The 19199-nt window shown below is 70.6% G+C and carries 24 protein-coding genes; 14 read left to right on the top strand and 10 right to left on the bottom strand.

Annotated elements, in window-relative coordinates; all coding sequences use genetic code 11:
• Window positions 1-36: 36 nt before the first annotated feature.
• The gene (locus tag ABFJ78_RS50055) at window positions 37-1218 is read right to left on the bottom strand and encodes an NAD(P)-dependent malic enzyme (protein WP_436394682.1); all 1182 of its coding nucleotides are present in this window, start codon (window positions 1216-1218) and stop codon (window positions 37-39) included.
• Window positions 1219-1575: 357 nt separating this feature from the next.
• Here ABFJ78_RS50055 and ABFJ78_RS50050 point away from each other — a divergent pair, with 357 nt between their 5' ends.
• From ABFJ78_RS50050 to ABFJ78_RS50040, 3 genes are read left to right on the top strand one after another with little or no spacing between them, the layout of a single operon-like run.
• Window positions 1576-2181, top strand: coding sequence for a dTDP-4-dehydrorhamnose 3,5-epimerase family protein (locus tag ABFJ78_RS50050; protein WP_436394681.1), 606 nt, complete (start codon window positions 1576-1578; stop codon window positions 2179-2181).
• Between the two features lie 53 nt (window positions 2182-2234).
• Window positions 2235-2708, top strand: coding sequence for an SRPBCC family protein (locus ABFJ78_RS50045; protein ID WP_436394680.1), 474 nt, complete (start codon window positions 2235-2237; stop codon window positions 2706-2708).
• Window positions 2705-3139 (top strand): MarR family winged helix-turn-helix transcriptional regulator, encoded by a 435-nt coding sequence (locus ABFJ78_RS50040; RefSeq protein WP_436394679.1) that lies wholly within the window; start codon window positions 2705-2707, stop codon window positions 3137-3139. The genes ABFJ78_RS50045 and ABFJ78_RS50040 overlap by 4 nt, the downstream gene beginning before the upstream one ends.
• On the opposite strand, the gene ABFJ78_RS50035 is transcribed toward ABFJ78_RS50040, so the two are convergent.
• Window positions 3129-4739, bottom strand: coding sequence for a GMC oxidoreductase (locus ABFJ78_RS50035; protein WP_436394678.1), 1611 nt, complete (start codon window positions 4737-4739; stop codon window positions 3129-3131). The genes ABFJ78_RS50040 and ABFJ78_RS50035 overlap by 11 nt on opposite strands.
• Before the next feature lie 136 nt (window positions 4740-4875).
• On the opposite strand from ABFJ78_RS50035, the gene ABFJ78_RS50030 reads away from it, so the two are divergent.
• Entirely contained in the window at window positions 4876-5532 is a 657-nt protein-coding gene (locus tag ABFJ78_RS50030) for a hypothetical protein (protein ID WP_436394683.1), read from the top strand.
• Here the strand turns inward: ABFJ78_RS50030 and ABFJ78_RS50025 are convergent.
• Window positions 5529-6002: a hotdog fold domain-containing protein gene (locus ABFJ78_RS50025; protein WP_436394677.1), complete on the bottom strand. Its 474-nt coding sequence runs from the start codon at window positions 6000-6002 to the stop codon at window positions 5529-5531. The two genes, ABFJ78_RS50030 and ABFJ78_RS50025, sit on opposite strands and share 4 nt — an antisense overlap.
• An 83-nt stretch (window positions 6003-6085) precedes the next feature.
• On the opposite strand from ABFJ78_RS50025, the gene ABFJ78_RS50020 reads away from it, so the two are divergent.
• Both ABFJ78_RS50020 and ABFJ78_RS50015 read left to right on the top strand, forming a co-directional pair.
• A complete protein-coding gene (locus ABFJ78_RS50020; RefSeq protein ID WP_436394676.1) occupies window positions 6086-6676 on the top strand; it encodes an acid phosphatase in 591 nt (196 codons plus the stop codon).
• Window position 6677: 1 nt separating this feature from the next.
• Complete coding sequence (locus ABFJ78_RS50015; protein WP_436394675.1) at window positions 6678-7160, top strand: N-acetyltransferase family protein; 483 nt, start codon at window positions 6678-6680, stop codon at window positions 7158-7160.
• Here the strand turns inward: ABFJ78_RS50015 and ABFJ78_RS50010 are convergent.
• Window positions 7157-7627, bottom strand: coding sequence for a hypothetical protein (locus ABFJ78_RS50010; RefSeq protein ID WP_436394674.1), 471 nt, complete (start codon window positions 7625-7627; stop codon window positions 7157-7159). The genes ABFJ78_RS50015 and ABFJ78_RS50010 overlap by 4 nt on opposite strands.
• A gap of 311 nt (window positions 7628-7938) precedes the next feature.
• Here ABFJ78_RS50010 and ABFJ78_RS50005 point away from each other — a divergent pair, with 311 nt between their 5' ends.
• Both ABFJ78_RS50005 and ABFJ78_RS50000 read left to right on the top strand, forming a co-directional pair.
• On the top strand, window positions 7939-8865 hold the full coding sequence (locus ABFJ78_RS50005; RefSeq protein ID WP_436394673.1) for a diacylglycerol/lipid kinase family protein: 927 nt from the start codon (window positions 7939-7941) through the stop codon (window positions 8863-8865).
• A gap of 274 nt (window positions 8866-9139) precedes the next feature.
• On the top strand, window positions 9140-9394 hold the full coding sequence (locus tag ABFJ78_RS50000; protein ID WP_072481920.1) for a WhiB family transcriptional regulator: 255 nt from the start codon (window positions 9140-9142) through the stop codon (window positions 9392-9394).
• A gap of 341 nt (window positions 9395-9735) precedes the next feature.
• On the opposite strand, the gene ABFJ78_RS49995 is transcribed toward ABFJ78_RS50000, so the two are convergent.
• Window positions 9736-11256 carry a sensor histidine kinase gene (locus ABFJ78_RS49995; RefSeq protein ID WP_372663966.1) on the bottom strand — a complete coding sequence of 507 codons (1521 nt, stop codon included), beginning with the start codon at window positions 11254-11256 and terminating at the stop codon, window positions 9736-9738.
• Window positions 11257-11259: 3 nt separating this feature from the next.
• Complete coding sequence (locus ABFJ78_RS49990) at window positions 11260-11472, bottom strand: biotin/lipoyl-binding carrier protein (protein WP_436394672.1); 213 nt, start codon at window positions 11470-11472, stop codon at window positions 11260-11262.
• Window positions 11473-11571: 99 nt separating this feature from the next.
• On the opposite strand from ABFJ78_RS49990, the gene ABFJ78_RS49985 reads away from it, so the two are divergent.
• On the top strand, window positions 11572-11646 hold the full coding sequence (locus ABFJ78_RS49985) for a 50S ribosomal protein bL37 (RefSeq protein ID WP_098515123.1): 75 nt from the start codon (window positions 11572-11574) through the stop codon (window positions 11644-11646).
• Between the two features lie 65 nt (window positions 11647-11711).
• Here the strand turns inward: ABFJ78_RS49985 and rsrA are convergent, their stop codons facing one another.
• A complete protein-coding gene (rsrA, locus tag ABFJ78_RS49980) occupies window positions 11712-12032 on the bottom strand; it encodes a mycothiol system anti-sigma-R factor (RefSeq protein ID WP_436394671.1) in 321 nt (106 codons plus the stop codon).
• Window positions 12029-12652 carry a sigma-70 family RNA polymerase sigma factor gene (locus ABFJ78_RS49975; RefSeq protein WP_125312718.1) on the bottom strand — a complete coding sequence of 208 codons (624 nt, stop codon included), beginning with the start codon at window positions 12650-12652 and terminating at the stop codon, window positions 12029-12031. Before ABFJ78_RS49975 ends, rsrA begins: the two co-directional genes overlap by 4 nt.
• A 193-nt stretch (window positions 12653-12845) precedes the next feature.
• Between ABFJ78_RS49975 and ybaK the strand changes: the two genes are divergently transcribed.
• Window positions 12846-13322 carry a Cys-tRNA(Pro) deacylase gene (gene ybaK, locus ABFJ78_RS49970; RefSeq protein WP_436394670.1) on the top strand — a complete coding sequence of 159 codons (477 nt, stop codon included), beginning with the start codon at window positions 12846-12848 and terminating at the stop codon, window positions 13320-13322.
• Between the two features lie 27 nt (window positions 13323-13349).
• Here ybaK and ABFJ78_RS49965 read toward each other — a convergent pair whose 3' ends face one another.
• Both ABFJ78_RS49965 and ABFJ78_RS49960 read right to left on the bottom strand, forming a co-directional pair.
• A complete protein-coding gene (locus ABFJ78_RS49965) occupies window positions 13350-13958 on the bottom strand; it encodes an alpha/beta hydrolase family protein (protein WP_436394669.1) in 609 nt (202 codons plus the stop codon).
• Window positions 13955-14713, bottom strand: coding sequence for an SOS response-associated peptidase (locus ABFJ78_RS49960; RefSeq protein WP_436394668.1), 759 nt, complete (start codon window positions 14711-14713; stop codon window positions 13955-13957). Before ABFJ78_RS49960 ends, ABFJ78_RS49965 begins: the two co-directional genes overlap by 4 nt.
• A gap of 104 nt (window positions 14714-14817) precedes the next feature.
• On the opposite strand from ABFJ78_RS49960, the gene rsgA reads away from it, so the two are divergent.
• The 4 genes from rsgA (at window position 14818) to ABFJ78_RS49940 (ending at window position 18566) form a co-directional block, all read left to right on the top strand.
• A complete protein-coding gene (rsgA, locus tag ABFJ78_RS49955; RefSeq protein ID WP_436394667.1) occupies window positions 14818-15840 on the top strand; it encodes a ribosome small subunit-dependent GTPase A in 1023 nt (340 codons plus the stop codon).
• 101 nt (window positions 15841-15941) lie between these two features.
• Complete coding sequence (locus tag ABFJ78_RS49950) at window positions 15942-16832, top strand: hypothetical protein (RefSeq protein ID WP_436394666.1); 891 nt, start codon at window positions 15942-15944, stop codon at window positions 16830-16832.
• 63 nt (window positions 16833-16895) lie between these two features.
• Entirely contained in the window at window positions 16896-17645 is a 750-nt protein-coding gene (locus ABFJ78_RS49945) for a hypothetical protein (protein WP_436394665.1), read from the top strand.
• 33 nt (window positions 17646-17678) lie between these two features.
• A complete protein-coding gene (locus ABFJ78_RS49940) occupies window positions 17679-18566 on the top strand; it encodes an NAD-dependent epimerase/dehydratase family protein (RefSeq protein ID WP_436394664.1) in 888 nt (295 codons plus the stop codon).
• Window positions 18567-19199: the final 633 nt, after the last annotated feature.

Raw genomic sequence — 19199 nt, 5'->3', positions numbered from 1 at the left:
CAGGGAAAGTGCCGCCACCGTTTGCGGGTGCGAACGTCAGGCTGTGACGCCGTCGGCTTCGGCGGCCTTCGCCACCGCCGCCGCGACCTCCGGGGCCACGCGGGGGTCGAGCGGGCTGGGGACGATCCGGTCCGGGCCCAGGTCGTCCATCGCCACCGACACGATCGCCTCGGCGGCCGCCAGCTTCATGCCCTCGGTGATCGCCCGCGCGCCGGAGTCCAGCGCGCCGCGGAACACGCCCGGGAACGCCAGCACGTTGTTGATCTGGTTCGGGAAGTCGCTGCGCCCGGTGGCCACGATCGACGCGTACCGCGCGGCCACGTCCGGGTGAACTTCCGGGTCCGGGTTGGACAGTGCGAACACGATGCCGCCGCCCGCCATCCGGCCGAGCAGGGACTCGTCGATCGTCGCGCCGGACAGGCCGAGGAAGACGTCCGCGCCCTCGAGCGCCTCGGCCAGGCCACCCTTGAGGCCGGCCTTGTTCGTCGTCGCGGCCAGGCGTTCCTTGACCGGGTTCAGGCCGTCGCGCCCGGAGTGGATGATGCCGCGCGAGTCGAGGACGGTGACGTCCCCGATGCCGGCCTCCTGCAGGATCCGGGCGCACGCGACCCCCGCCGCGCCGGCGCCGGAGACGACGACGCGCTGGTCGGCGATCGCCCGGTCGAGGACCAGGTTGGCGCCGCGCAGGGCGGCCAGCGTGACGATCGCCGTGCCGTGCTGGTCGTCGTGCATGACCGGGCAGTCGAGCGCCTCCTTGAGCTTGTCCTCCAGCTCGAAGCACCGCGGCGCGGAGACGTCCTCCAGGTTGACGGCCCCGTAGGACGGCCGCAGCCGCACCAGCGTCTCGACGATCTCGTCGACGTCGGTGGTGTCCAGCACCAGCGGGATCGAGTCGAGCCCGCCGAAGGTCTTGAACAGGACCGACTTGCCCTCCATGACCGGCAGCGACGCGCTCGCGCCGATGTCGCCGAGGCCGAGCACCGCCGTCCCGTCGCTCACCACGACGACGAGCCGGTCCGCCCACGTGTACCGCTTGGCCTTGGCGGCGTCCTCGGCGATCGCGCGGCTCACCTTCGCCACCCCCGGGGTGTACGCGATCGAAAGGTCACGCGGGCTGGAAATCGGGCGGGTGGCCGCCACCGAGAGCTTGCCGCCCTCGTGCCCGGTGAAGATCTCTTCGTCGGTGACCGGTGCTCCGGCACCGGTGGGGTCGCTCATGGGGATTCCTGTCGTCGTTTCCGTCATTCCCCCAGTGGGAATGACGGAACTCGCGGATCGGACTTGGGTCACTGGAATTTCTCCTGGGCATGCGGGCTGGGACCACGGTCTGCAGGGGAAACCGTGAGGGATCCCGGCACGGCAGCCCAGCGCGGTAGCGCCGGCCTGTCGGCGAGGCGTCACGTCGGCCATCGGTGCCGTGGGTCTGGCGATGGCCGCGGACGCGGCGGTCCACTCATTGTGACAGGTCCGGTCCGGAAGGGGACCCCTCGGTGCGGTTGATGTCACATCGCACCCCTATTCCGGCAATTGCCAAGACGTCCGTTCGGTTTTTTAGCCGCCCGATAAGGTGACGCCATGGAATTCCGCCGGCTGAGCGTCCCGGACGCCTTCGAGTTCTCCCCCCGGGCGTTCCCCGACGAGCGGGGCCTGTTCGTCGCCCCCTTCCAGGAGGAGGTCCTGCGCGAGGCGACCGGCCACCCCCTGCGGCTCGCGCAGGCGAACCACAGCGTGTCCCGGCGGGGCGCGATCCGCGGCATCCACTTCGCCGACACGCCTCCCGGTCAGGCGAAGTACATCTACTGCGCGCGAGGCTCGCTGCTCGACGTCGTCGTCGACATCCGCGTCGGCTCGCCGACGTTCGGCACCTGGGACGCCGTCCAGCTCGACTCGGCCCGGTACAACGCCGCGTACCTCGCCGAGGGGCTCGGGCACGGCTTCATCGCCCTCGAGGACGACACGGTGATGGCCTACCTGTGCTCCGAGGGGTACAACCCGGCGGGCGAGCACGGCATCACTCCGCTCGACCCGGCGCTCGGCCTGCCCTGGCCCGCGGACGTCGAGCCGATCCTGTCCGAGAAGGACCGCAACGCTCCGACGCTGGCCGAGGCCCTGGAAAAGGGCCTGCTGCCGTCGTACCAGGACTGCGTCGCCTACTACGACAAGCTGCGCTCCGCGCACTGATTCACCGGCACCACCACTGGCGCATATTAACTGCGCGCATATAGTATGCGCGCATGTCACTTTACGAGTACGAGCACAGCGAGACGTCCACCGCTCCCGCCGCCGCGATCTGGCCGCTCTGGGCCGACACCGGCCGCTGGCCCGAGTGGGACGCGGGTGTCCGCTCGGTGGAACTGGACGGGACGTTCACCGCCGGGACGAGCGGGACCATGACGATGGACGGGATGCCGCCGATCCCGTTCACCCTGACCGAGGTCACCGAGGGCCGGAGCTTCACCGACGAGACCCGGCTGCCGGACGCGTTCCTGCGGTTCGAGCACGTCCTGACCGACGTCGACGGCGGCACGCGGATCACCTACCGGGTGACCGTCGACGGACCCGAGGGGTTCGGCGAGCAGGTCACCGAGGACACCCCTGACGCCATGCGCGCGCTGGCGCGGCTGGCCGAGGCATCTTTCGGGGGTCCGGGTGGCGAAGCCCCCGGCCGGGGCGCAGCCCCGCATGACCCAGCAAGCTTGCGCGTATGACCGCCCCCGAGTCCCGCCTGCCCGGCCCCGAGCGCAGCCCCGGCTTCCTGCTGTGGCGCGTGACGCTGGCCTGGCAGCGGGCGATGCGGGCCGCGCTGGCCCCGCACGACCTCACGCACGTCCAGTTCGTGCTGCTCACGACCACGTGGTGGCTCACCCGCTCGGGCGAGCTGCCGACCCAGCGGCAGCTGGCCGAGCGGGCCGGCACCGACACGATGATGACCAGCCAGGTCGTCCGCAAGCTGGCGGACCGGGGCCTGCTGGCCCGCGCCGACGACCCGGCGGACGCCCGCGCGAAGCGTCTCCGGATCACCGCGGACGGCCTGGAGCTGGTCGCGAAGGCGTTGAAGGACGTCGAAGCCGCCGACGCGTCCTTCTTCGAGGGCGTCGGCGACGACTTCACCGACTCGCTCGCGAAGCTCAGCCCTTGAGGTCCTCGGCGAGGACGCGCTCGATGTTGCGCTCGGCCAGCGCCGTGATCGTCACGAACGGGTTGACGCCGGTGCTGCCCGGGATGAGCGAGCCGTCCGTGACGTACAGGTTGCGGTAGCCCTTCACCCGGCCGTAGTCGTCGGTCGCCTCGCCGAGCACCAGGCCGCCCAGCGGGTGGTAGGTGAAGCGGTTCTCGAACGTGCGCGTATCGCCGAACAGGTCGTAGCGGTAGATCGTCTTGTTCGCGCGATTGATCTTGTCGAACAGCGCCTTCGCGGCGTCGATGGACGGCTGCCCCTGCGAAGCCGTCCAGTGCAGCTTCGCCGAGTCGCTCGCGGCGTCGTAGGTGAAGTGCCCGCGTTCGGGGTTCTTCGTGATCGCCAGGTACAGGCTGACCCACGTCTCGAGGCCGGCGGGCACCGGCGCGATCTCCGCGAACGCGGGGTGCACCGGGTCGGCCCAGTTGTCGATGCCGAGCGCGGGCATGCCCGACTGCAGGCTGCCGGTGGTGTCCCAGACGTGGTTCGCGCGGCCGCACATGACGTTCCCGTTCGTCCCCCAGCCCTGTCCGATCGCCTCGTTCAGCTCCGGGAGCCGCCCGGTCTCGCGGGCGCGCACCAGCAGTTCCGTCGAGCCGACGCTGCCCGCGCCGAGGAACAGGTACTTCGTGTTCACGTGCCGGGTACCCAGGACGGTGCCGTGCTCGTCGATCTCGCGGACGACCAGCGTGTACGTCCCGTCGGGCCGGCGGAGGATCTCGCGGACCTCCCGCAGGGTCTCGATGGTCACGTTGCCGGTGCCGAGCGCGGCGGCCAGGTAGGACTGGTCGAGCGAGCGCTTCCCGTGGTTGTTGCCGTAGATGACCTCGGACGCGGCCGCCGAGCGCGGGACCTTCCCCGCTTCTTCGCGGCGCAGGTAGTCCATGTTGTATACAGTGGATACGAAAGTCGTGTCGAAGCCGGCCTTGCGCGCGGCCTTCCGCGAGACGCGCGCGTACTGGTACGACCGGCACGTCTCGAACCAGTCCGGGTCGACGACGTTCACGCCGAGTTCCGCGTTCGCCCGCGGGAAGTACTTGCCGTACATCTCGCCGGCGTCGACGCGCGGCAGGATCTCCTCGAAGTACGACCGCTTCGGCGTCACCGCCATCGCGCCGTTGACCAGCGACCCGCCGCCGACGCCGCGGCCGAGGTACACCGCCATGTCGCCGAAGTTCACGCGGTCGAGCACGCCGGCGTGCCGCTTGATGTCGCGGTTGGCCAGGTCGAGCCAGAGGAACGACGCGAGCGGCGCCTCCGTGCGGTCCTTGAACCACATCGCCCGCTCGTCCGGCGCGAGCATCGAGCAGAAGACCTTGCCGTCGGCGCCGGGCGTGGTCCACAGCTTGCCCATCTCGAGCATCAGCGTCGGGATCCCGGCCTCACCGAGCCGCAACGCCGTGACGGCGGCGCCGTAGCCGGTGCCGATGACCACTGCCGGCGCGTACTCCGGGAGCGGGGACGCGGCCGCGGGCCGCGTCGAGACCGTGGTCAGCCCGAGGGCGGCGGCGGAGTTCAGGGCGGCGAGGCCGAGGAACCGGCGGCGGGAGAAGGCAGACATGGGCCCGAGCATGCCCGATCTGAGTAAACGGCGTTAACTATTCAGAACGTGTTTCACCCAGTCGAGGGAAATTCCGGCCTTCCCCTGGGGGCGATCCCGGATGTCCGCGACCGGCGTCGCGAGCAAGCTCACCGGCATGAAACTTCTCGCGCTTGGGGCGGCCGCGGCCGCCGTGGCCGCACTGGGGGTCGTGCCCGGGACGGCGTCCGCGGACGAGCTGCCGGCCTTCGACTTCACCGACTGCCCGGCACCGCCCGCGAACGCCGACCCGGGCACGTGGCGCTGCGAAGCCTTTGTCTCGCAAGGAAAACTGACCATCCACGACCGGGAGGTCCCGCTCGGGGAGATGCGGCTGACCTTCAGCGAAGGCAAGGTGAACGGCCAGTACGCGCAGGTGTTCGGCGCGCTGCGGCACGAGCCGGTGCGGGTCCCCGGCCTGGCGGGCACGACGCTCCAGCTGCGCTACGGCGGGTACTCGGACTTCCAGGGCAACGACGAGCGGCGCGGCGAACTGGACGTCTACGCGGTGCTGCGGCACCCGTTGCTGCGCAAGGACTGCCGGATCGGCGTGCTGCACACGGTCGTCCACGACGACCCCGCGGTGCCGCCGACCGTCCTCTCCAAAAACCCGCCGACCATGCACTTCGGTGTCGTGGACCCGGATCTGGCCGTACCCGCGACCACCGGGTGCGGTCCGCTCGGCGAGCTCGTCGACCGGCGGCTGGGCCTGCCGTCGCCGTCCGGCGAGAACACGTTCCACCAGACGACGTACGTGCAGTACAAGCCGCTCTAACGCTTCTTGGGCGTCACCCAGATCGTGATCGTCCCGGTGACCACGGACTTGCCGTTCGTGTCCGAAATGGTCACCAGGACGGGCAGCTCGAAGCCCTCGTCGCCGAACTCCGGCAGCTCGGGCAGCGCGGCCACGGCCCGCAGGCCCGTCTCGGCCTTGGCGACGTACTGGACGTTCATCCCCTTCGGCAGCCAGCGGTGCGTGGACGGGACGGTCGCCTCGGCGAGCATGCCCATCGCGATCTCGGCGAGGTTGCACGCGGCGATCGCGTGGAACGTGCGGATGTGGTTGTGGACACCCCACCACTTCGGTGCGGTCACCTCGCAGTGGCCGGGCCGCAGCTCGCGCACCGACGGCAGCACCGTGCGGAAGTACGGCACGCGCACGCACATCGCGGCACTGAACAGCTGTTTCCCACCCGGCTTCGCGGCCAGCTTGTGCCACAGCGCGAACGTCGGCGTCTCGGGCATCGGCGTCTCCTTGAACTAAGCTACTGTTCAGTAGCTAAGCAGACGACCGGCCGCCGGGCAAACCGCCGGATATATTCGCCCGTGTGGCGAACCGTCTCTTCCTCCTCCGGCACGGCCAGACCGAATGGTCGGTGAACGGGCGGCACACCGGCCGCACCGACATCCCGCTGACGCCGGCCGGCGAGGGGCAGGCGCTGGCCGCCGGCGGCACGCTCCGGAGCCTGGTCGGCGGGCCGTCGCTGGTGCTGTCGAGCCCGCGGACCCGGGCGCTGCGGACGGCCGCGCTGGCCGGCCTGCGCGTCGACGAGGTCACCGAGGACCTCGGCGAGTGGGACTACGGCGAATACGAAGGCGTCACCACGCCGCAGATCCGCGAAACCGTACCGGGCTGGACGGTCTGGACCCACCCGATCCCGGGCGGCGAAAGCGCTTCGCAGGTGTCCGACCGCGCGGACCGCGTGCTGACGCGCGCCCGGAAGGACATCGAAGCCGGCGACGTGATCCTGGTCGGGCACGGGCACTTCAGCCGCGTGCTGGTGGCCCGCTGGCTCGGCCTGCCCGCGACGTCCGGCGTCCACTTCGGACTCGACGCGGCCGGCATCGCGGTGCTCGGCGACGAGCGCGGCGAACCGCAGATCGAACACCTCAACCTGCCGCCCGCCCTGGAGGACTGAAGTGCCCGACGACCGCATCCGCCGGATCCGCCCCGACGACGTCGAGGCCGCCGTCGGCCTGGCGTACGCGCTGGCCGACTACGAGCGCGCCCCGGACGAGTGCCACCTGACGGCCCCGCAGCTGCACGAGGCGCTGTTCGGCGAGGCACCGAAGCTGTTCGGGCACGTGGCCGAAGTGGACGGCGAGATCGCCGGCTTCGCGGTGTGGTTCCTCAACTACTCGACCTGGCGCGGGGTGCACGGGATCTACCTGGAGGACCTGTTCGTCCTGCCGTCGCACCGCGGGTCCGGCCTGGGCAAGGCCCTGCTGGCCGCGCTGGCGGCGGAGTGCGTCGAGAAGGGCTACGCGCGGCTCGAGTGGTCAGTGCTGGACTGGAACCCGGCGACGGAGTTCTACAAGGCGCTCGGCGCGGTCCCGATGGACGAGTGGACGGTCAACCGGCTCACCGACGAGCCCCTTCGCGCCTTGGCTGCCCAGGCTTAGTCCTCTTCGTGCCCTTCGCGCTCGGCGCGGCGGCCGGCGAGGCCGCCGCGTTCGGCGGCTTCCGTCTCCGTCTCGCCTTCGCGCAGGCCCAGCGCCCAGGCCCGCGACGGCGCGCGGAACAGCAGCACCAGCGCCACGATGCCGAACAACGCGACCGGCACGCCCCACACCGGCTCGCCCGACGGGCCGAGCAGGTACCAGCCGAGGCCGATCACGATCAGCGCGATCACCACACCCGGCGAGCGCGCCCACGTCTGGCCGAGGACCAGCCCCGCCGACGCGGCCAGGAACGCCAGCGCCACCACGATGAAGGTGCCCGACTCGACGTAGACGTTGTTGCCCGGCTGCGCGGGCGAGCCCAGTCCGTTCACGAGCACGACCACCCCGAACACCAGCAGGGCGAGCGACGGCACCGCGGTGACCACACCGGCCAGCCGGACCTCACGGGGAGCGGGCGAGAGCTTCACGGCGGGGCCTTCCGGGGGTCCTTTGCGGGAGCACAGTGGACTCGACCAGGGCGGGTCACCGTGCGTGAGCTGATTCGATCGTATGCCACCCGGTCGGCCGTTTTCGCGGGACCGCCCGGGCGCTGAGAATTCAGGAGTCGTCGATGAGCGGGCGGTCGGCCCGGGTGCACTTGTCACGACGAGCGGACACTCGCACGTGAAGGAGGGCCGCCCGGCACAGGGTCTCGAAGGTGCTGTTCGTCAGGGTTGCGCCCGTCACCATGCGGGTCCGGAAGGTTCTCGGGCCGCCGGAAGTCACCTACCCTGCGGTGGTGCGCGCAATCCTCGTCGTGAACCCCCAGGCCACCTCGACCACCGCCGGTGGCCGGGACGTCCTGGCGCACGCACTGGCCAGCCAGGTGAAGCTCGACGTGGTCGAGACGGACTACCGCGGCCACGCGATGGCTGTCGCGCGCTCGGCCGCGCGCGACGGGATCGACCTGGTCGTGGCGCACGGCGGCGACGGCACGGTCAACGAGGTCGTCAACGGCCTGCTGGCCGATTCGGATGGTGACCCGACCCAGATCGGGCGCGTCCCGGCGCTGGGTGTCGTGCCCGGCGGCTCGGCCAACGTCTTCGCGCGCGCCCTCGGCATCTCTTCCGACCCCGTCGAAGCCACCCACCAGCTGCTGCACGCGCTGGAGAACGACCGCTCGCGCCGGGTCGGGCTCGGCCTGGCCGACGGCCACTGGTTCACCTTCAACTCCGGGCTCGGCTGGGACGCCGACGTCGTCGGCCGCGTGGCCAAGCGCCGCGGCAAGCAGACGACCGCCGGCCTCTACCTGCGCGCCGCCGTCCGCTCCTACTTCCGGCCGCCGCTGGGCCGGCCCGCCCTCACCATCCGCGTGCCGGGCGAGGAACCCACCGAAGCGCTGACCGCTTTCGTGTCGAACACCGATCCGTGGAGCTACCTGGGCGAGCGTCCGGTCCACCTCAACCCGGGTTGCTCGTTCGAGACGGGATTGGGCCTGTTCGCGCTGAACGGTCTCGGGTTGCCGACGGTGTTCAAGCATGTACGCCGCGCTTTGGCTACGAAGAGCAACCAAAAGGGCAAACGTCTCGTGCGTCACGACGACGTGCCGATGATCCGCATCGACGCAGCTGAACCGGTAAACTTCCAGGTGGACGGCGACCTCGTCGGCCAGCGGACCAGGGTCGAGTTCTTCAGCGTCCCGAACGCACTCACGGTAATCGTGTGACGACGGGACCGCTGATCGCCTGCGGCAAAGTGCAATCTGCCGTTCGTCGACGCAGAAGCTCCACTCACCGCATCAGCCTTCCCTTCGGGTGGCTGTTTCGGAGAGAAACCGCAGGTCAGACGCGTCGCTCGGCCGGGTGAGCTGACTCACCGATCTTCCGGAAACCCTTGTCGAAAGCGGTGCTTCGTGAAAGCATTCACAAGCACCCAAGAACACGACCGCCATTGACGACTGTGGCGCGGCCCTCCCGCGCCATGTGAAGGAGCTCACGAACATGGACTGGCGCCACGACGCGGCCTGCCGAGACGAGGACCCCGAGCTGTTCTTCCCGGTGGGAACCAGCGGGCCCGCTCTGTCGCAGGTAGCTCAGGCGAAGGCCGTGTGCCACCGCTGCACCGTCGCTTCCGACTGCTTGGCCTGGGCTCTGGCCAGCGGCCAGGACGCCGGCGTGTGGGGCGGCATGAGCGAGGACGAGCGACGCGCGCTCAAGCGCCGCCGTACGCACATCGGCACGCGTACCAACGCCTGACGTTCTTTTAGATCAACACAGTTTCCCCGCAGTACCGGAACCGCAGCGGAATTCTCCCGGCGGAGCACTGTTGTGCTCACGTCGTCTGGGGCGATACCTACCCGGTTCGAGCTTAACAACCGAGGTGAAACCACCTGACGACGGGTGTGCTGAAACCTCACGAGGACTTCAAGTCCTTCCGCAAACGTTGAACGGCCCGGCACCACGCACCAGGTGCCGGGCCTTCAGCGTGTTCGCCCTCCGCGACCCGCACCCGATCGCTTCCGCCGCACCGGATGTGCCCAGCGGCGTTGCAGTCTAAACGCGACGGTCCACAGCCGGGATGCCGAACCGCGGCGGAGCTAGAGCCGCCGCGACAGCGGGATGCGCAGCGCGGCTTCCGTTCCCGTCACCCGGGTCGACGACGCCTCCGTCCGCACCTTCCGCAGCGAAAGCGAGCCCCGCAGCTCGGACTCCACCAGCGTCCGCACGATCTGTAGGCCCAGCCCGTCCGACCGCTCCAGCGAGAACCCCGCCGGCAGGCCGCGCCCGTTGTCGCGGATCACGACGTCCAGCCAACGCGCCGAACGCTCCACGACCAGCTCGACCTTGCCCGACCGGCCCGCCGGGAACGCGTGCTCGATGGCGTTCTGCACCAGCTCGGCCAGGACCATCACCAGTGGCGTCGCGATCTCCGCGACCACCACCCCGAACGAGCCCTTCCGGGTCAGTCCGACCTGCGACTCCGCCGTGGCGACCTCGCCGACCATCGGCAGCACGTTGTCGAGCAGCTTGTCGAGGTCGACGCGCTCGTCCACCGAGATGGACAGCGCCTCGTGCACCAGCGCGATCGACGTCACCCGGCGCACCGACTCCGCCAGCGCGAGCCGCGCCTCCTCCGACGACGTCCGGCGGGACTGCAGGCGCAGCAGCGCCGCCACCGTCTGCAGGTTGTTCTTCACCCGGTGGTGGATCTCGCGGATCGTCGCGTCCTTCGACAGCAGCGCACGGTCGCGGCGCTTGACCTCGGTGACGTCGCGGACCAGCACCAGCGCCCCCGCCGCCTGCCCGGCCGGCCGCAGCGGCAGCGCGCGGAACAGCACCACCGCGCCGCGCCGCGAGTCGGCCTCGGTGCGGCTCGACGGCTTGCCGTCGAGGGCCTCGATGATCCGGTGGGACACCTCGGTCGCGTCGAACGGGTCGCGGATCAGCGACCGCGTCAGCGGCGCCAAGCGCGTCCCGACCAGGTCGGACTCGTGCCCCATCCGGTGGTAGGCGGACAACCCGTTCGGGCTGGCGAACACGACCGTGCCGCTCGAGTCGAGCCGGATCAGGCCGTCACCCACCCGCGGCGACGTGTGCGTGTCCGTCGCGTTGCTGCCGTTCGGCGGGAACGTGCCGTCGACGATCATCTGGCACAGGTCGCCGGCGCTGCCCAGGTACGCGATCTCCAGCGGCGACGGCACGCGCGGCGCGGCCAGGTTCGTCTCGCGGCTCATCACGGCGATGACCTGGTCGTGGAAGCGCACCGGGATCGCCTCGCGGCGCATCGGCAGGTCGCGGTACCAGTGCGGGTCCTCTTCGCGGCAGATCCGCACCTCGCGCATGGCCTTCGCCAGCTGCGGGTGCTCCTCCACCGTGAACCGGGTGCCGACGACGTCCTCGGGGTGCGCGGTCGGCGCCGTCGTCGGGCGGGCGTGCGCGACGCAGACGAAGTCGCCGCCGTCCGGCTGCAGCTCCTCGGTCACCGGGACCCAGAGCAGGAAGTCGGCGAAGGACAGGTCAGCCAGCAGCTGCCACTCGGCGACGACGGTCTGCAGGTGGTCCGCCGCCTCCCCGGGGAGGCCGGTGTTGTCGGCGAGCAGTTCGGCGAGCGTGGACACGGGTTACTCGACCGTCCCGAGGACGTCACCCTGCTGGACCCGGTCACCCTTCGCCACGGCGAGGCTGGTCAGCGTGCCGGCCCGCGCGCTCACGGCGGGCAGCTCCATCTTCATCGACTCCAGGATCAGCACGGTGTCCCCGGCGTTCAGCGCGGCGCCCGGCTCCGCGACGACTTCGAGCACGGTGCCGACCATCTCGGCCCTGATCTCCGCCATCGACACCCTCCTCGCGCTCGCCCGACCACCCCATCCAACCAGAACGGGACGTCATGACACACTTGAGAGGTTGACCAGCTTTGACGACGAGGAGTGAACATGTCGAAGCGCGCCCGCAAGCGTCGCGACCGGAAGAAGAACGGCGCGAACCACGGCAAGAAGCCCAACGCCTGATTCCCGGCGTCGGCATGACGAAGGCCCCCACGCCGCGGTGTGGGGGCCTTCGTGGTGCTCGGGCGCTATTCGGAACGCTGCTCGAGGGTGATCTCGGTGCGTTCCACGCTGACGCCGCCGCGCGTGGCGACGGTCTGGCGGATCGACGCGCGCAACCGGCTCTTCAGCTCGGCCGGGGCGTGGTCGCCGCCGCACTTGCGGGCCAGCAGCTGCTTGATGTGCTCGTCGATGCCGTACTCCTCGAGGCACGGCGGGCAGTCCTCGATGTGGGCGCGCAGCGCGGCGTCGCGCTCCGGGCTGCACTCGCGGTCGAGGAGCAGGTAGATGTCGGCGAGCGCCTCTTCGCAGCGGACCTTGTCGGACGCGCCCTCGCACATGTCGTTCATCGCCCCGCCACCTCTTCCTTGGCACCCCGGATGAAGCCGCGCTCCCGGGCGACGTCGGCGAGCAGGTCGCGCAGCTGCGCGCGGCCGCGGTGCAGGCGGGACATCACGGTGCCGATGGGCGTGTCCATGATCTCGGCGATCTCCTTGTACGCGAAGCCCTCGACGTCGGCCAGGTAGACGGCCAGCCGGAACTCCTCGGGCAGCTTCTGCAGGGCGGCCTTGACGTCGGTGTCGGGCAGGTTGTCCATCGCCTCGACCTCGGCCGAGCGCAGCCCGCTGGAGGTGTGGCTCTCCGCCTTGGCGATCTGCCAGTCGGTGATCTCCTCGGTGGGCTGCTGCACCGGCTGCCGCTGCCGCTTGCGGTAGCCGTTGATGTAGGTGTTGGTGAGGATGCGGTACATCCACGCCTTGAGGTTCGTGCCCGCCTTGAAGGAGGCGAAAGCCGCGTACGCCTTCAGGTAGGTCTCCTGGACCAGGTCCTCGGCATCGGCGGGGTTGCGGGTCATCCGCATCGCGGCCGAGTACAGCTGGTCGAGCAGCGGCATGGCGTCCCGCTCGAAGCGCTCGGCGCGCTCGGCCTCGGTCGCTTCTTCCGGCGCTGAGTTCTGCGTGCTCGGCAAACCGTTCCCTTCCCGCTCGGCGTCGATGCGCGTACGCGCATACGGCGGACCCGAGTTTACGCGGGGGCCGGGCACACCGCGGTTCGCCGGTGCCTCAGGGCGGCGGCGGCTGCGAGAGCGTGTGGTAGCGAGCGTTGTGGTCACGCCCCGTACAACCGATCGGGTCACGCGGGCATTCCCTAGACTCCGCCGCATGGCAGGCAAGGGCACCCCGGCAACGGCGTTGCTGGGGAAGCAGAAGGTGGCGCACACGCTGCACGCGTACGACCACGACCCGCGCGCGGAGTCGTACGGGCTGGAGGCGGTGGAGGCGCTGGGCCTGGACCGCGGCCGGGTGTTCAAGACGCTGGTCGCGGAGGTGGACGGCCGGCTGGTGGTGGGCGTGGTCCCGGTCACGGGCCAGCTGGACCTGAAGGCGCTGGCGGTCGCGGCGGGCGGCAAGAAGGCCAAGATGGCGGACCCGGCGGCGGCCCAGCGGTCGACGGGGTACGTGCTGGGCGGGATCTCGCCGCTGGGTCACCGGAGCAGGCTCCCGGTGGTGATCGACGAGACGGCGTCTTCGTTCGAGACGGTGTTCTGTTCGGCGGGGCGACGGGGTCTCGAAGTGGAACTGGCGCCGGCGGACCTGATCCGGTTGACCGGTGCGGTGGTGGCGCCGATCGCGGCCTGACCGACTGCTCGTCGACCGGCCGCCAGCTCAGGCCAGCGGGCGCAGCACCCGGGACAACCACTCGGTCGCCGCCCGCGAAACCGTCTCCAGGTCCTTCGACAGGCTGTGGTCCCCGTCGACCAGCACGATCTCGTGGTGCGGCCCCGCCTTCGGCCGGCCGAACGGGTCGCGCTCCCCCTGCACCACCAGAACCGGCACCTCGACCGCGTCCAGCTCCGGCTGCCGCGTCTTCTCCGGCTTGCCCGGCGGGTGCTCCGGGAACGCCAGGCACAACACCGCCACCGCCTGCCCGGCCGAAGCCGTCCGGCAGGCCACTCGCGCCCCCGACGACCGCCCGCCGAACACCAGCGGCAGCTGGTCGAAGCGCTCCGACAGCTCGTCGGCGACCGTCAGCCACGCCGTGTCCAGCTGGTTCGCCGGGGCCGGCGCCCGGCGGCCCGCCACCCGGTACGGCTGCTCGACCAGCGCCACGTGCACGCCCGCCGCCTGGGCCGCGCGCGTCACCGCCACCAGGTCCTTCGCCGCGAGGCCGCCGCCCGCGCCGTGACCCAGCATCAGCACCGCGTCGCCCTCCTCCGCGCAGTGCAGATACACCCGCGCGGGGCCATACGCTGTATCGACGGAGACGGCCGTCATGACTTCGGCACGTCGAACAGAGCGTCTTCGTTCGCCGGCTCGACGCGCTCCAGCAGCTCGGGCCCGTTGTTGCGGACGTTGTTGACCAACGTCGAGATCGGCCGCAGCTCCAACGACTCGACGATGTCGTCCGGCGTCGGGACCAGCAGGTCCTTGACGTCTTCGCGGTCCGGGTCCAGCCAGCCGTCCCAGTGCGCGCGAGGCACGATCAGCGGCATCCGGTGGTGGATGTCGGTGAGCTGGCCCGCCGCGTCGGTCGTGATGATCGAGAACGTGATCAGCGGCGACGCGTTGTCGTCGTCCTTCGGCCGCCAGGTCTCCCAGATCCCGCCGAAGGCGATCGAGGAGCCGTCCGGCTCCGTCATGTAGAACGGCTCCTTCTCCTTGCCGGTGCGGCGCCACTCGAACCAGCCGTCGGCGGGCACCAGGCAGCGGCGGGACACCAGCGCGCGGCGGAAAGCGGGCTTCTCGGCCGCCGTCTCGGCGCGCGTGTTGATCATCCGCGAGCCGACCGACGGATCCTTCGCCCAGAACGGCACCAGGCCCCACTTCATCATCCGCAGCGAGCGCTCGGCGGGCTCGTCCTCGAGGACCTGACCGTCTTCGTCACGCGGGTGCCGCTGCACGACGGTGACCACGTTCTTCGTCGGCGCGACGTTGTGGTCGGCCCGCGCGTGCCCCTCGGTGAGGTCGATGGCCTCGAACTCTTCGATCAGCTTCGCCGGGTCCTTCGTGGCGGCGTAACGGCCGCACATGAGCGCCTCCTCTTGCCGGATGAGTCATCGTTACACGCAGGCCAGGGCGCTGGCGAGCGACGTGGGATCATTCGGGTGGCACCGGCGCACGAGAGGACGAGGGTTTGGCGCGCAACGACTGGAGCAAGCTGGACGAGTCCGACGTCCGCGTGCGTCCGGGCAAGGGCACCCGCCCCCGCAGCAAGCGCCGTCCCGAGCACGCCGACGCCGTCACCGCCATGGTCATCGGCAAGGACCGCGGCCGCTGGACCTGCGCGGTCGACGCCGATCCGCAGCAGGTCGTCACCGCGATGCGGGCCCGTGAGCTGGGCCGCACCCCGGTGGTCGTCGGCGACCGGGTCGGCATCGTCGGCGACGTCTCGGGCAAGCCGGACACCCTCGCGCGCATCATCCGCGTGGACGACCGGACCAGCTCGCTGCTGCGCACGGCCGACGACACCGACCCGTACGAACGGCTGGTCGTCGCCAACGCCGAGCGCTTGCTGATCGTCACCGCGCTCGCCGACCCGCCGCCGCGCACCGGCTTCATCGACCGCTGCGTCGTCGCCTGCTACGCGGGCGGCGTCGAACCGGTCCTGTGCTTGACGAAGGCCGATCTGGCCAGCCCGGACGAGCTCCTGGCGGGGTACGCGGGCCTCGACATCCCGGTGATCGTCAGCCGCTACGACGAAGAGCCCGAAGGCCTCGACGAGCTGCTGAAAGACCGCGTGACGGCCCTGGTCGGCCACTCCGGTGTCGGCAAGTCGACATTGGTCAACCGCCTGGTCCCGACGGCCGACCTGGCCACCGGCGTGGTGAGCGCGGTCGGCAAGGGACGCCACACGTCCGTCGCGGCGGTCGCGCTGCCGCTGCCGGACGGCGGCTGGGTGATCGACACGCCCGGCGTGCGGTCGTTCGGGCTGGCCCACGTCACCGCGGACGACATCGTCGACGCCTTCGAAGAGTTCGCCGCGGCCGCCGAAGAGTGCCCGTCGGGCTGCGGGCACCTCGGACCGCCCGAGGACCCGGACTGCGCGCTCGACGACGTCGTCACCGAGGGCCGGGCGAGCACGGAAAGACTCGCGTCGCTGCGGCGCCTCCTGGCCTCTCGCGGCGGCCACGAAGTGACCCGCGCCACAGAGTCGTGAGACAACCGGGAACCGACTGCGGATCGTCACCGTCAGAGATGTAATTATTCGCCCGTTCGGGCGATAAGCCGAGCGGACCATCCGACTCTGAGGGGAATTCGATGCGCAAGACCACCCTGGTCGCCGCGAGCGCCGCCGTGCTGGCGCTGACGCTGACGGCGTGCAGTGGCAACTCCGGCACCGCCCAGCCGGCCGCCGCCGGCAGCCAGACCCAGGCCGAGGGCGGCAGCGGCCTCGCTTCGCCGTTCACCGACGCGATCCAGCTGGCCTCCGCGTCCAAGCAGGGCACCGAGAAGTCCAAGTCGGCGAAGTTCACCATGGAAGGCGCCGCCGCCGGCCAGACCATCAGCGCGACCGGCGCGATGGCCATGGACGGCGCGAACACGAAGTTCTCGATGACCAGCACCGCGGCCGGCGAGACCACCGAGATGCGCATGGTCGACAAGGTCATGTACATCAAGCTGCCCGCCGACCAGCAGAAGCAGATGGGCACCGACAAGACGTGGGCCAAGATCTCGGCCGACGGCGACGACCCGATCTCGCAGGCGCTCGGCAGCTCGCTGTCGCAGTCGGCCGAGCAGAGCGACCCGAGCAAGATGCTCGACCAAATCTCGAAGACCGGCCGGATCATCTCGTCCGACCAGACCGAGCTGAACGGCGAGAAGGTCAACCACTACAAGGTCGAGCTGGACGTCGCCAAGGCGGTCGACCAGTTCACCGGTTCGCTCCCGGCGGCCTCGCGCGACAAGCTGACCGAGATGCTCAAGGGCAAGGACGTCAAGATCCCGGCCGAGCTGTGGCTGAACAAGGACAACCTGCCGGTGCAGGTCACCATGGACCAGGGCCCGATGATGCAGGCGCTGGGCGCGCCGGCCGGGGACGCGAAGTTCACGATGAAGTACAGCGACTGGGGCACCACGGTCGACGTGACGGCTCCGCCGGCCGACCAGGTCGTCGACCTCGGCGAGCTGATGAAGAAGGCCGGTCGCTGAGACTCTGAGTAAAAGCGGCTCCCCCGAACGGGTTCGGGGGAGCCGCTGTGTTTTTGTTGCGTCATGCGCAAAGCCGCCGTCGTGCTGCTGCTCGTCCTGCTCACCGGCTGCTCCGGGCCGCCGTCACCGCCACCCGCGTTCGCCGACGCGCGGGCGCTGGCCGACGCCGCCACGGCGGCGACCCAGAGCGGCGGCTCGGCGAAGTTCGGCACGGACGTCGCGGTCGGCCAGGTCCGGTCCAAGAGCCAGGGGCACGCGCGGTTCGGCGCGGACGGGACGGCGCAGGTGCTGACGACCGACTTCATCGGCGAGCCGATGGAGCTGCGGCAGGTGGCGGGGAAGCTGTACGCGAAGGTGCCGGAGGGGTCGCGCGACGAGGTCGGCGCGGGCAAGCCGTGGGTGGCGGTCGCGGCGGACGGCACCGACCCGGTGTCCCAGGTGCTCGGCGGCAGCTTGGCCCAGCTGGCGGCCCAGAACGACCCGGCGCACACACTGGGCGAGATCCGCACGGCGGGCTCGATCGTCTCGGCGGAGCGCGGGCAGCTGGACGGGATGACGGCGGAGCACTACCGCGTCGAGCTGGACTTGGCGCGACTGGGCGCGGACCTGCCCGCGGGCCTGCCGGCGGACTCGGCCGGGCGGCTGGGCAAGTTCCCGGTGGAGCTGTGGCTCGACGACGCGCACCGGCCGTTGCAGATCGTGCTGGACCTGTCCCCGGTCCTGCAGGGCTCCGACGCCCGCATCACGACGCGCTATTCGGACTGGGGCGTCCCGGTCGACGTCCAGCCGCCGCCCCCGGGTGAGGTGGGGTAGTCACGTTTCGGTGCGCCGCCTCGTCCAGCCCGCATGAGCAAGCGAGTGATGGTGATCGGGGCAACGGGCGTACTGGGGCGGCCGGCGGTGGCCCGCCTGCTGGCGGCGGGGTATTCGGTGAGCGGCCTGGCGCGGTCCGCTTCGCGGGTGGATGCGGTGCGCGCGACGGGCGCGCAGCCGGTCGTCGGCGATCTGTTTTCGACGTCTTCTCTGGTCACGGCGTTGCGGGGGCATGACGCGGTGCTGAACTTGGCGACGCGGATTCCGCGGAAGATGACTCGTAAGTCCGCGTGGGCTCCGAACGATCAGGTTCGGGTGGCGGGGAGCGCGGCGTTGGCGGCGGCGGTCCGGCAGGTCGACGAGGTGCGGATCGTGGTCCAGGAGGGGATCTCGTTCGTGTACGCGGACGGGGGTGCGGCTCCTTTGGCGGAGGACGCACCGCTGCGGCCGACGGGGGTGACGGCTTCCTCGGTGACGGCGCACGCGAACGTGGCGTCACTGACGGACCGCACGGTGGTGCGGTTGCGGATCGGGACGCTGCTGGGGACGGACGCGATGACGTCGGCCCTGCTGGCGGCGGCTCGCCGCGGAGCACCGTTGATCATGGGATCGCGTTCGGATTGGACGACGGCGATCCACCCGTCCGACGCGGCCGCGGCGGCGGTGGCGGCGTTGGACGCGCCATCGGGGGTTTACAACGTGGGTGCGCCGCCGGTGACGAAGGCCTCCTTGGGAGCGGCGATGGCCGAGGCGGCTGGAGTGCGGCGGGCTCGGGCGTTGCCGAAGTGGCTGGTTTCGCGGATCCCGCTGGCGGAACCGATGGGGCGGTCGCAGCGGGTGGTTTCGGGCAAGCTGATGGCCGCGACCGGGTGGAAGTGCGAACGGCCGGTGCCGGGCCCGGACTGGTTCACGGAGGGTTGAGCGCCAGCACCTCAGACCCGACCGGTCCTGGCAGGGTTCCGGCAAAGTCGCGGCGGCGTGGTCGGCGGCGGCTCCGCCGAGGTCTTGAATGAGTCATTCAGGTCTTCGGAGGTCCTGACTCGAAAATTCGGCAGGTGAGTGGCGCGCAAGTCTGCCCCGGTGGGCGCTGGGTCCGCCGGGGTGGGCGTGATGGGTGGTGCGGTGGTTCGTAGACCGGTCGCGGGTGGGGCGTGTGGTCAGGTAGTTGGGTCAGGGACAGGTGTGGTCGCCCGGGGTGCGATGAGTTTCGGAACGAAGCCGGACTCGCGGGCTCGAAGCAACAGTGCAGGACACTCTGCAGCTCCCGGGTTCAGGCTGAATGACGGCCTTGGACTAGTACCAAGGACACATGACCTCGACAGAGGATCACACCCGCTTTTCACCCCGGGCAGGACGTCCCCCAGGGGACACCGACGACTGAAATGAGTCATTCAAGACACTCGGGCTTCGCTGCGGCCAGCCCCAGACCCCGCCGGACAGCCCACCCGTCCCGGCAAGGTCCGGGCAAAGTCAGGTCAGCGCGGCCGATCCGGTCGCCCGCATGTCATGAACGGGTCGTTCACCTCGTCAGACGACATGAACGACCCTTTCATG

This window comes from Amycolatopsis sp. MEPSY49 (assembly GCF_051337345.1).
Classification (GTDB): Bacteria; Actinomycetota; Actinomycetes; order Mycobacteriales; family Pseudonocardiaceae; genus Amycolatopsis.
The sequence above is the reverse complement of the archived record's forward strand: the minus strand, read 5'-3'. Positions and strand labels throughout refer to the sequence as shown.

Bases quoted from the DNA above. Each gene is read 5' to 3' on its own strand.
- ABFJ78_RS50055 (WP_436394682.1), bottom strand. From the start codon at position 1,218: ATGAGCGACCCCACCGGTGCCGGAGCACCGGTCACCGACGAAGAGATC.
- ABFJ78_RS50050 (WP_436394681.1), top strand. From the start codon at position 1,576: ATGGAATTCCGCCGGCTGAGCGTCCCGGACGCCTTCGAGTTCTCCCCC.
- ABFJ78_RS50045 (WP_436394680.1), top strand. From the start codon at position 2,235: ATGTCACTTTACGAGTACGAGCACAGCGAGACGTCCACCGCTCCCGCC.
- ABFJ78_RS50040 (WP_436394679.1), top strand. From the start codon at position 2,705: ATGACCGCCCCCGAGTCCCGCCTGCCCGGCCCCGAGCGCAGCCCCGGC.
- ABFJ78_RS50035 (WP_436394678.1), bottom strand. From the start codon at position 4,739: ATGTCTGCCTTCTCCCGCCGCCGGTTCCTCGGCCTCGCCGCCCTGAAC.
- ABFJ78_RS50030 (WP_436394683.1), top strand. From the start codon at position 4,876: ATGAAACTTCTCGCGCTTGGGGCGGCCGCGGCCGCCGTGGCCGCACTG.
- ABFJ78_RS50025 (WP_436394677.1), bottom strand. From the start codon at position 6,002: ATGCCCGAGACGCCGACGTTCGCGCTGTGGCACAAGCTGGCCGCGAAG.
- ABFJ78_RS50000 (WP_072481920.1), top strand. From the start codon at position 9,140: ATGGACTGGCGCCACGACGCGGCCTGCCGAGACGAGGACCCCGAGCTG.
- ABFJ78_RS49990 (WP_436394672.1), bottom strand. From the start codon at position 11,472: ATGGCGGAGATCAGGGCCGAGATGGTCGGCACCGTGCTCGAAGTCGTC.
- rsrA (WP_436394671.1), bottom strand. From the start codon at position 12,032: ATGAACGACATGTGCGAGGGCGCGTCCGACAAGGTCCGCTGCGAAGAG.
- ybaK (WP_436394670.1), top strand. From the start codon at position 12,846: ATGGCAGGCAAGGGCACCCCGGCAACGGCGTTGCTGGGGAAGCAGAAG.
- ABFJ78_RS49965 (WP_436394669.1), bottom strand. From the start codon at position 13,958: ATGACGGCCGTCTCCGTCGATACAGCGTATGGCCCCGCGCGGGTGTAT.
- ABFJ78_RS49960 (WP_436394668.1), bottom strand. From the start codon at position 14,713: ATGTGCGGCCGTTACGCCGCCACGAAGGACCCGGCGAAGCTGATCGAA.
- ABFJ78_RS49950 (WP_436394666.1), top strand. From the start codon at position 15,942: ATGCGCAAGACCACCCTGGTCGCCGCGAGCGCCGCCGTGCTGGCGCTG.
- ABFJ78_RS49945 (WP_436394665.1), top strand. From the start codon at position 16,896: ATGCGCAAAGCCGCCGTCGTGCTGCTGCTCGTCCTGCTCACCGGCTGC.
- ABFJ78_RS49940 (WP_436394664.1), top strand. From the start codon at position 17,679: ATGAGCAAGCGAGTGATGGTGATCGGGGCAACGGGCGTACTGGGGCGG.